The following is a 9,033-nucleotide window of genomic DNA, read 5'->3' on the forward strand; positions in this document are numbered from 1 at the left end:
GCAACGCCTCGACGGCGCGGTTGAGCCAGCCGGACTGCACCCGGCCCGGCCCTGGAAAGCCGCTCTCCAGCACGTCCTGGCCATCGAAATGCGAGCGATCGCGATACGGCGTCGCCACCGCATGAACCACGGCCGCCTGCTTGTCGCGATACATCCGCGCGAATTCCGGCATCGACGGATGTAGCGCGAAGAAAGAATCGAGCATGGGCGCCGCGTGCGGGCCGTCGGCCTGAAGTGCGATCGCGCCATGGAGCCCGGCATAATCGGGATCACTGAGCGGAGCCACGGTGGCAAGGCCGTCCAGCGCGCCGCGCAGGATCACGACGATCAGCCGTGGATCGCGGGTATCAGCGGCACGCGCGAATTTCGGCACATAGGCCCACGCGGCAAACGCTGCACCGCCGAGCAGCAGCGCCCGGCGCGAGGTGACCAGACCGGTCCGGCTTGTGATCAACGCCATCGTCATCTCCTCTGGAATTCCGGTGACATCAGCAGCAGCGCCAGCGCCTGCTGCCGTGTCTCGGCACGCTCGATGGTGCGGCGGGTTTCGCTGGACGCGGCATCGGCCGCGACCTCGTCGAGCAGCTCGCGCGGATCGATGCTGTTGCCGATCCGCGAAGCGAGCTGCGCCGAGATGTCGAGCCGCAGCTTCATGCCCTCAGGCGCAGCCCACGCGGCGTTGGTATCGGCAAAGCCGTTCGGCCCGGCCGGCGTCCACAACGGCTGTCCGAGCGCATTGAGCGCGCCGAGGTAGGGACCGGCATCCTCAGGCACGCGGGCCAGCAGCCGCCCGGAGGCGACCAGGAATTCATTGGGGTTGCGGATCTTGGTCATCGGCGCCGACCACGCCGCGTCGGCATCGACCAGCGCCGACGTCATCGCTTTGAGGTCGCCGTCGGTCTTTCTGAACACGCCCTCGAGCTGCGCGACCAGCGCTGGCGGCGGATCATCGGCGACGAAATGGCGGACGAATTTAGTGGCGATGAATTTCGCCGTGGCCGGATGCCGTGCGATGTCAGCAAGCGCGGCCTCGCCCTGCGCGACGCCGTTGTCCTGATAGGTCTTGCCGAGCAGAAGCTGCGGCCCCGGCTGGTGGGCATTGGCGTTGAAGACGAAGCTGCCGGGCACGCCGAGCTTGCCTTGCCGGCCGACGAAGGTCCATCCGGTGATGATGCGCGCCAGCGAGGTGACATCGTCCTGCGTGTAGCCGGAGCCGACGCCGAGCGTGTGCAGCTCCATGATCTCGCGGGCGAGATTCTCGTTCAGGCCGCGCTTGCGGTTCAGCCCGGCACGCGAGTCCGGTCCGAGCGATTGCTGGTTGTCGAGAAAGAACAGCATCGCCGGATGCTGCTCGACGGCTTTGACCATGTCACCGAAGCGGCCGAGCACATGCGGCCGGATCGCCTCGCGTTCGAAGCTGCCGGCCCAGATCCGCGCCAGCTCGCCCTTGCTGGCGGAGATGCAGAAATGATTAGACCAGAACGCCACCAGCCGCTCGGTGATGCCGCAATCGGCTTGCGCCGCGCGCTGCAGCCGCGCCAGCGCCTCGGCGCGAAAGGTTTTCTGGATCACGTTGAGTGGCTGTTGCGGCGGCTTGGCCACATTGGGCTGCATCGCCGGATTGGGCTGATACACCGCGCCTGGCGCCGTCATTGCCATGCTGCCGCCCTCGGTGGGCTTCGTCTCCGAGACGCCGGCGATGCTGGTCGCGACCTTATCGAGCGAGAGCGAGCGCCGCTCGGGCGCCGCGCCTTCCGTCGGCGGCGCGCCGTTCCTGTCTTTCGCAGCCTCCTTGGCCGCCTCCCGCGCCCGCTTGACCTCGTCCTGATAGGCGAACACGGCCTGCGCCAGCGCCGCTGTCGACTGCAGTCCCGGCAGCTCCAGCAGCGCGCCGTTGGGGCGGCTCAGCTCAAGCTTGACGAAACCGCGCGGATCGGACGCAGCGTTGACGAGGTCGCCGGAGGCACCGCCGCGCGCACCAAGGCCGAAACGATTGAGGGCGACCAGAGCCGCTTGCGGATCACGGGCCATCGATATCCTCTTTCCGATGTCCTTGTGCGCATCGCGCCCGTGGCGAGCCGCAGCCGGTGGCGCTCAAGACGACGCCGCATTATAGTTGGCCTGCAGATGAACCTCGAATGAAAAGGACGTAACGATCTTGGTTCCGAACGCGACAAATCGTTTAGGCGGCGCGAAGCGGCAGCTCGTCTGCGCCGCCTGCGGAACCGAGTTCGGCTGCGATCCCGGCGGCGCCTGCTGGTGCATGGAGGAGGACGTGCGGCTGCCGCTGCCGACCTTACAACAAGCTGACAGCTATCAGGACTGTCTCTGCCGCGACTGCCTGCACCGTCTCGCTGAACAACACCGAGCGACGTCGCTGATGGACCGCTGGACGATCGCCGCAATCCTGCTCGATATGGACGGAACGCTGCTCGACACCGAGACGGTCTATCTTGAAGCGTCCATCGCCGCGCTCGGCTCGCTCGGCTACACGGACGGCGTCGAGGCGCTGTGCCACAGCATGATCGGCCTTCCCGGGCCCGACTGCGAACGCATGTTCATCGACCATTTCGGCAAGGACTTCCCGCTTCATCGGGCCAACCGCGCCTTCGCCACGCATTGCTCTGACATCATGCGGCTAGGGCCGCCGCTAAAGCCCGGCGCCATTGCGCTGCTCGATGCGATCGACGCTGCAAAGCTGCCGAAGGCGATCGTCACCTCATCCTCGCGCCGCACCGCCGACCAGCATCTCGGACTTGCCGGCATCGGCGATCGCTTCGATGCGATCCTGACCCGCGACGATGTCCGGCGCGGCAAGCCGAACCCGGATCTCTATCTGCTCGCGGCCGAACGCTTGGGCGCGCAACCGGCTGCCTGTCTGGCGATCGAAGACTCCAATCCCGGCGTCGCAGCCGCCCATGCCGCCGGCACGATCACCATCATGGTGCCGGATATCTTGCCGCCGACCGACGAGACGCGTGCCCGCTGCGCCGCCGTGCTGCCGGGTCTCGATGCCGTGCTGACGATGTTGCGCGAACGCGCCGTCCTCGGCTAGCGCCGTCGCGCAGCCGTGCGCTTCGGCAGCGCAGCGGCGACCAGCGCGTGCGCGGCCTCGCCTGCGGTCTCCATATAGCTGGGGTCGCGATGCAGCAGCACCACTGCGAACGAGCCGTCGAGCAGCAGCAGCATCTGCCGCGCCAGCTGCGCGGAAGATGCGATGCCTTCGGCTGTGAAGGTTTGACGCAGCCAGGTCTCGAACTTCTTCTTGTGCGCGGCGCCGATCTGGATGGCCGGATGCCCGGGCAGATTGGCGAGCTCGGCCGTGGTGCGCAGGAAGCCGCAGCCACGCCATTTCGGGTGTCGCGCTGATCGCGCGAGGCGAGTAAAGATTGCTGCGACCTTGTCAGGCAGCGCGCCGTTGGCCTCGTCGAACCAGCGCTTGAACAGCAGAAGATTCGGCTGGTCGCGCGCGGCGAGATAGGCCGCGACCAGATCGTCCTTGCTGCGGAAGTGATAATACAGCGTCTTCTTGGTCAGGCCGGCCTTGTCGGCGACCGCATCGACGCTGACGGCCCTGATCCCTTCGGCGTAGAACAGCGAATTGGCGGCGGCGAGAATGCGGGCGCGGGTGGAATCGGACGAGCGTGGCATTCGCCGTATGTATACTGACCAGTGAATATACACAATGCGGACAGTCTCTTAGCTTGGCGGGCGAACCATCCATTGGAGATCCCGCCATGCCCGACATCATCACCGCGGTCGACGATCGCATCGCCCTGCTGACGCTGAACCGGCCGGAGCAACTGAACGCGCTGAGCTATGGGCTGATCGATGAGCTCATGACCGCGCTCGACCGCATCGAGACCGATCCTGAGGTGCGCGCGGTGATCCTGACCGGCGCGGGGGAGCGCGCCTTCTCGGCCGGCGCCGACATTCATGAGTTTTCCGAAAGCGTCCGGCGCGGCCGGGATGCGGCTGTCAGCGAATTCGTGCGGCGCGGACAAACGATGACGGCACGGCTGGAGGCGTTCGGCAAGCCGGTGATCGCCGCGGTCAACGGCCTTGCCTTCGGCGGCGGCTGCGAGATCACGGAGGCCGTGCACCTCGCGATCGCGAGCGAACGCGCCTCGTTTGCCAAGCCGGAGATCAGGCTCGGCATGCCGCCGACCTTCGGCGGCACGCAGCGGCTGCCGCGTCTCGTGGGCCGCAAGCGCGGCCTTGAGCTGTTGCTGACCGGCGATCCGTTCACGCCGGAGCGCGCGCTTGAGATCGGCCTCATCAATGCCGTCGTGCCGCATGACGAACTGCTGCCCGCCGCTCGCGCGCTCGCCCAACGCATCGTCAGGCATTCGCCCGGTGCGGTGCGTAGCGTCGTCACCGCCACAACGCGCGGCCTCAACATGGCGATATCAGAAGGGCTGCAGGTCGAAAGCGAGCAGTTCGCCGGCCTGGTCGACAGCGCCGATCTCGATGAAGGGCTGGCGGCGTGGATCGCACGCCGGCCGCCGCGCTTTGCCGGTTAGGCCGGATGGCCCGGCGAGTTGCGCGCCATGCCGTCGAACGCATCGAACAGCCGTTCGCGCCAGGCATGGACCGGATCGGTTTCTTCAAGCAGGCGGAAGGGGCTGACCACGCGCGCCCATTGGAAGCCGCCGAACACGATATAGTCTGTGTAGTTCGGCTGGTCGCCGCCGAGGAAGGGCTGCGTCTTCAAGGTCAGCCGTAGCGGATCGAGCGACTTGCGGAACGCCGTCACCGTCTGATCGCGCGGGGCCGTCACCTCTTCCAGGCTCTTGCCGAACCGCGCCTCGCGCGAGGCGCGGAAATCGGCGGCATCCTCAGCGGCTAGGTTTGTCGGGATGTCGGCGACGATCATGGGAAAGATGCCGCCGACGACGGCGATATCGCCCCACCAGTTCATAAAGCGCGCGGTGGCGCGGCCGCCCTCGCCGCCGAACAGCGACGGCCGGTCCGGATAGGCGTCTTCGAGATAGTTCGCGATCGCCCAAGAATCCACCACCGGCTTGTCGCCGTCGAGCATCACCGGCACCTTCTCGGAGCCGTGCGGCGCGATCGCGGCCTTCTCGGTGAAGCGCCACGGAATCGATTCCGCCGACAGCCCCTTGTGCGCCAGGGCCATCCGGGTGCGCCAGCAATACGGGCTGAACGGCCTGCTCGCATCGGTGCCGACGAGCTCGTAGAGTTTCAGTGACATGCGCGCTCCTCTGAAATTTCGACATCTCATAACCCGTCATTGCGAGGAGCGAAAGGGACGAAGCAATCCAGGCCTTGCTTTGCCGCTTCTGGATTGCTTCGCTGCGCTCGCAATGACGACGGTTACCGCACCACCGCAGCCGTCTGCCCGAACAGCACCTTGCGTTCCTCCTCGGTGCGGTTGACCGGCTTGCCGAAATTCGGATTGACTTCTTTCGCCCGCGCATAGGCGCGCTCCGTGGCGGGGCGTGCCGCGATGTCGGCGAGCCAGCGCTTCAGGTTCGGGAAGTCGTCGATGTTCTGGCCCTGGTTCTTGTATGGCACGATCCAGGGATAGCAGGCCATGTCGGCGATCGAGTAATCGTCGGCAATGAACTCGCGTCCCGCCAGGCGCTTGTTGAGCACGCCGTAAAGCCGGTTGGTCTCGTTGACATAGCGGTCGATGGCGTAGGGAATCTTCTCGGGCGCGTAGTTGCTGAAATGGTGGTTCTGCCCGGCCATCGGCCCGAGCCCGCCCATCTGCCAGAATGTCCACTGGATCACGTCGTAACGGCCGTAGAGATTGGCCGGCAGGAACTGCCCGGTCTTCTCCGCAAGGTAAAGCAGCATCGCCCCGGATTCGAAGATCTGTAACGGCTTGCCGCCGCCTTTAGGTTCATGATCGACCAGCGCCGGAATCCGGTTGTTCGGCGCCACGTGCAGAAACTCCGGCGTGAACTGCTCGCCCTTGCCGATGTTGATCGGAATGATGTTGTACGGCAGTCCCGTCTCCTCCAGGAACATCGTGATCTTGTGGCCGTTCGGCGTGGTCCAGTAATAGAGATCGATCATGGCGCGGTCCTCGCTGTGCACTTCGAAGAAAGATGCATTTGCATGAAAATCGCCGGAACGCGGCCGCAAGTCAATGGGCATCACGGCTGATCGCGGCGAGGTGATTGGCGGCGCAAATCGTACTACGATGCCCTGCATCAGTTTTCCTGAGGCTCTTCTCACCATGCGGCGGCTTCTCTTCCTCAACGGCATCAAGGCCTTCGAAGCGGCCGCGCGCACGGGCAGCTTCGCCGCGGCGGGCACCGAGATGAACGTCTCGGCCGCCGCGATCAGCCGCATGGTCAACCTGTTGGAGCAGCGGCTCGACGTGACGCTGTTCGAGCGCAGGGCCAACCGGCTGGTGCTGACCGCCGTGGGCCGCAGCTATCAGAGCGGGCTGACCCCGATCTTCGACGCGCTGGCGAGCCTCACCGCGCAGATCATGGCGCCAGAGGCGGCGCGGGTGCTGACGCTTGGCGTCGGGCCGACGTTCGCGCTGAAATGGCTGATCCCGCATCTCGCCGACTTCCGCACCGAGAAGCCCGGCATCGAGGTGCGCATCACCACCTTCGGTGACATGGTGCCGTTCGGTGAGGACTGGAGTTGCGGCATCAAGCTTGGTGATGGCAACTGGCCCGGCCTCGTGGCCGAGCCATTGTTCGAGGCCGACCTGCTGCCGGTCTGCACGCCGCGGCTCGCCGCCTCGTTGAAGCGGCCGGCCGACCTCAAGGGGCCGACACTGCTGCGTGTCGCCCACGCCGCGGAAGATTGGCCGCTCTGGTTGAAGGCCGCCGGTACTACGCGGATCACGGCGCGCGGTACCGAGTTCCAATACTACGGACAGGCGCTGCAGGCCGCGATCGACGGCCTCGGCGTCGCCATGGGCATCCGGCCCTATATCGATGACGACCTCGCCGCCGGACGATTAGTTGCACCTTTCGAACTGAGCGTCCCCAAAGGCGAGCGCTGGTATCTGGTGTATCGCAGCTTCCAGGCTGAGCAGCGCGACTTTGCTGCATTTCGCCGCTGGATCACACGCGCGGCGGCGGCTCAGCCCGCGTCGCGTCCATCCAGCCGGCGCGATGCCGGCAAAAAAGATGCGGCCTTGTGAACCGCTTCACATCCCGCCAGCCGGATTCATGATGTTGTCTCCGTTCGGGACACATAGGGCGGCTGAATGACTTTCCTGTATGAGAATTTTGCCATCGAACCGTTCGAAGCGGGGCGTGGGCTGTGGCATGCGCGGATCCGGCGCGCCGACATGAGTCCGGTCCTCATCAACGGCGTTGCCTTTCCAAGCCTCGAGGTCGGCTTTGCCTGGTCGGACGCGCAGATGGCCATCGCCGATGCGAAGAGTCATATCGACCGTTTCCGCGAGCGTTGGGGTTGACCTCTTTCAATGCACACTGAAAGATGTAGTGGAGCTTGTTGAATGCGGACCATCTCCATGGCCAAGCCCGTCACCTGGCAAATGACATCACCGGTTCGCTCGCGATGCCCCAGCTGCGACGCGCAGCTGACCATCCTGCGCGTGATCGCGAGTCGTGGAGGCGCCGAATATTGGGCGCAGCAATGCACCGCGTGCCACGGCGTCCATCTCGATATCGTCGAGCCGCCCACCCGGCATTGAGCAGCATCCAGCCCCCTGCTCCATGTCCGCTTGGCGCGGCTCGACCATATCGAGATCGCTTTCGATTGCATCGCATCTCGCAAGCCAAGTGAGTGCGAATCGCGCGGCGCAGCCCTGCCGCCAATTGCTCACGCCGCGAACGTCGGCGGTGGCATGCAGCGCGGGTTCCCGGCTGATGCACAGCGCAGCCGGTCTTCGCCCTTTCATGTCGAACCTGTCGGGCCCATATTCTGGCCATGGCGAAGACCCCCGACACTCCGAAAAATCCGTCCAGATCCCCCAAGTCGAAAGCGCTCGAGTCGAAAGCGCCAAAATCGAAAGCGCATCGGCCCGACATGCAGCCGATCGCGCCGGCGCTGGCCGAGCTGCTCAATCCCGCCATCAACAGAGGCGAGAGCGGCATCGGCTCGTCGACCGGCTTGCAACCGCCGCCGGATAATTCCAGGGATCGCCGCGCCGGCGGCGAGGCCGCCGCCCATCGCGCCCGGGCCTCGACGCCGAAGAGTTTTCCTGAGGGTTCGTTCGACCGGGTGCCGCTGCCGCTGCGTCCGAACCCGCAGCCGCCGGGGGCACGCTCGTCATCCAAACTTCCGCAGGCAGACGATGACCAGGACGCGGGCTCCCCCCGTGACGGCCTCTCCGAATCCCGCCAGACGAACTACGGCACATCAGCCACCATCCCCACGCTCGATCCGGAACTGGCGCGGCAGCTCGGCCTGCCGACCGCCGAGGACGACGACGAAGCCCTGGCGCGTCCGCCGCGCAGCAAGATGGAGGCGCTCGGCGTCAAGGCCACGGCCGACGCGTTGGAAAACCTGATCCGCGAGGGCCGGCCGGAATTTCGCAAGGATGACGGCTCGACCAAGGTGTGGACGCCGCACCGGCCGCCGCGCCCGGAGAAGAGCGAAGGCGGCGTTCCCTTCGTCATCAAGTCACCCTACGAGCCGAAGGGCGACCAGCCCACCGCGATCGCGGAGCTAGTCGAGGGCATCAACCGCAACGACCGCTCGCAGGTGCTGCTCGGCGTCACCGGCTCGGGCAAGACCTACACCATGGCCAAGGTGATCGAGGCGACGCAGCGCCCGGCCATCATCCTGGCGCCGAACAAGACCCTGGCCGCGCAGCTCTATGGCGAGTTCAAGAGCTTCTTCCCCGACAACGCGGTCGAGTATTTCGTCTCCTATTACGACTACTACCAGCCCGAGGCCTACGTCCCGCGCACCGACACCTATATCGAGAAGGACTCCTCGATCAACGAGCAGATCGACCGCATGCGCCATTCGGCGACGCGCGCGCTGCTGGAGCGCGACGACGTCATCATCGTCGCCTCGGTGTCCTGCATCTATGGTATCGGCTCGGTCGAGACCTACACGGCGATG

Annotated in this window: 11 protein-coding genes; 6 read left to right on the forward strand and 5 right to left on the reverse strand. The window is 65.7% G+C overall.

Annotated features, from left to right (window positions below):
- Window positions 1–466 (reverse strand): DUF1501 domain-containing protein (locus WA702_RS00885; protein ID WP_425108638.1); only part of this gene is annotated, 466 nt, incomplete at its 3' end.
- Complete coding sequence (locus WA702_RS00890) at window positions 463–2,031, reverse strand: DUF1800 domain-containing protein (RefSeq protein WP_425108639.1); 1,569 nt, start codon at window positions 2,029–2,031, stop codon at window positions 463–465. The genes WA702_RS00885 and WA702_RS00890, both read right to left, overlap by 4 nt.
- Window positions 2,032–2,158: 127 nt before the next feature.
- On the opposite strand from WA702_RS00890, the gene WA702_RS00895 reads away from it, so the two are divergent.
- Complete coding sequence (locus WA702_RS00895) at window positions 2,159–3,055, forward strand: cysteine-rich CWC family protein (RefSeq protein WP_425108640.1); 897 nt, start codon at window positions 2,159–2,161, stop codon at window positions 3,053–3,055.
- On the opposite strand, the gene WA702_RS00900 is transcribed toward WA702_RS00895, so the two are convergent.
- Window positions 3,052–3,651 carry a TetR/AcrR family transcriptional regulator gene (locus WA702_RS00900; RefSeq protein WP_425108641.1) on the reverse strand — a complete coding sequence of 200 codons (600 nt, stop codon included), beginning with the start codon at window positions 3,649–3,651 and terminating at the stop codon, window positions 3,052–3,054. The genes WA702_RS00895 and WA702_RS00900 overlap by 4 nt on opposite strands.
- 86 nt (window positions 3,652–3,737) lie before the next feature.
- Here WA702_RS00900 and WA702_RS00905 point away from each other — a divergent pair, with 86 nt between their 5' ends.
- Entirely contained in the window at window positions 3,738–4,523 is a 786-nt protein-coding gene (locus tag WA702_RS00905; protein ID WP_425108642.1) for a crotonase/enoyl-CoA hydratase family protein, read from the forward strand.
- On the opposite strand, the gene WA702_RS00910 is transcribed toward WA702_RS00905, so the two are convergent.
- Together WA702_RS00910 and WA702_RS00915 are read right to left on the reverse strand one after the other, a co-directional pair.
- Window positions 4,520–5,215 carry a glutathione S-transferase family protein gene (locus WA702_RS00910; RefSeq protein WP_425108643.1) on the reverse strand — a complete coding sequence of 232 codons (696 nt, stop codon included), beginning with the start codon at window positions 5,213–5,215 and terminating at the stop codon, window positions 4,520–4,522. The genes WA702_RS00905 and WA702_RS00910 overlap by 4 nt on opposite strands.
- 122 nt (window positions 5,216–5,337) lie before the next feature.
- Complete coding sequence (locus WA702_RS00915) at window positions 5,338–6,045, reverse strand: glutathione S-transferase N-terminal domain-containing protein (RefSeq protein ID WP_425108644.1); 708 nt, start codon at window positions 6,043–6,045, stop codon at window positions 5,338–5,340.
- Between the two features lie 163 nt (window positions 6,046–6,208).
- On the opposite strand from WA702_RS00915, the gene WA702_RS00920 reads away from it, so the two are divergent.
- From WA702_RS00920 to WA702_RS00935, 4 genes are all read left to right on the forward strand, one after another.
- Window positions 6,209–7,135 carry a LysR substrate-binding domain-containing protein gene (locus WA702_RS00920; RefSeq protein WP_425108645.1) on the forward strand — a complete coding sequence of 309 codons (927 nt, stop codon included), beginning with the start codon at window positions 6,209–6,211 and terminating at the stop codon, window positions 7,133–7,135.
- A gap of 66 nt (window positions 7,136–7,201) precedes the next feature.
- The gene (locus WA702_RS00925; RefSeq protein ID WP_425108646.1) at window positions 7,202–7,414 is read left to right on the forward strand and encodes a hypothetical protein; all 213 of its coding nucleotides are present in this window, start codon (window positions 7,202–7,204) and stop codon (window positions 7,412–7,414) included.
- Window positions 7,415–7,471: 57 nt separating this feature from the next.
- The gene (locus tag WA702_RS00930; protein ID WP_425108647.1) at window positions 7,472–7,654 is read left to right on the forward strand and encodes a hypothetical protein; all 183 of its coding nucleotides are present in this window, start codon (window positions 7,472–7,474) and stop codon (window positions 7,652–7,654) included.
- Between the two features lie 236 nt (window positions 7,655–7,890).
- On the forward strand, window positions 7,891–9,033 hold a 1,143-nt coding region (locus WA702_RS00935), incomplete at its 3' end, for a DEAD/DEAH box helicase family protein (protein ID WP_425108648.1).

Source organism: Bradyrhizobium sp., from assembly GCF_049798375.1.
Taxonomy (GTDB): Bacteria; Pseudomonadota; Alphaproteobacteria; order Rhizobiales; family Xanthobacteraceae; genus Bradyrhizobium.

What these genes read in the sequence shown, in the direction of transcription:
- WA702_RS00920 (WP_425108645.1), top strand. Translation starts at nt 6,209, where the DNA reads ATGCGGCGGCTTCTCTTCCTCAACGGCATCAAGGCCTTCGAAGCGGCC.
- WA702_RS00910 (WP_425108643.1), bottom strand. Translation starts at nt 5,215, where the DNA reads ATGTCACTGAAACTCTACGAGCTCGTCGGCACCGATGCGAGCAGGCCG.
- WA702_RS00925 (WP_425108646.1), top strand. Translation starts at nt 7,202, where the DNA reads ATGACTTTCCTGTATGAGAATTTTGCCATCGAACCGTTCGAAGCGGGG.
- WA702_RS00900 (WP_425108641.1), bottom strand. Translation starts at nt 3,651, where the DNA reads ATGCCACGCTCGTCCGATTCCACCCGCGCCCGCATTCTCGCCGCCGCC.
- WA702_RS00905 (WP_425108642.1), top strand. Translation starts at nt 3,738, where the DNA reads ATGCCCGACATCATCACCGCGGTCGACGATCGCATCGCCCTGCTGACG.
- WA702_RS00915 (WP_425108644.1), bottom strand. Translation starts at nt 6,045, where the DNA reads ATGATCGATCTCTATTACTGGACCACGCCGAACGGCCACAAGATCACG.
- WA702_RS00890 (WP_425108639.1), bottom strand. Translation starts at nt 2,031, where the DNA reads ATGGCCCGTGATCCGCAAGCGGCTCTGGTCGCCCTCAATCGTTTCGGC.
- WA702_RS00930 (WP_425108647.1), top strand. Translation starts at nt 7,472, where the DNA reads ATGGCCAAGCCCGTCACCTGGCAAATGACATCACCGGTTCGCTCGCGA.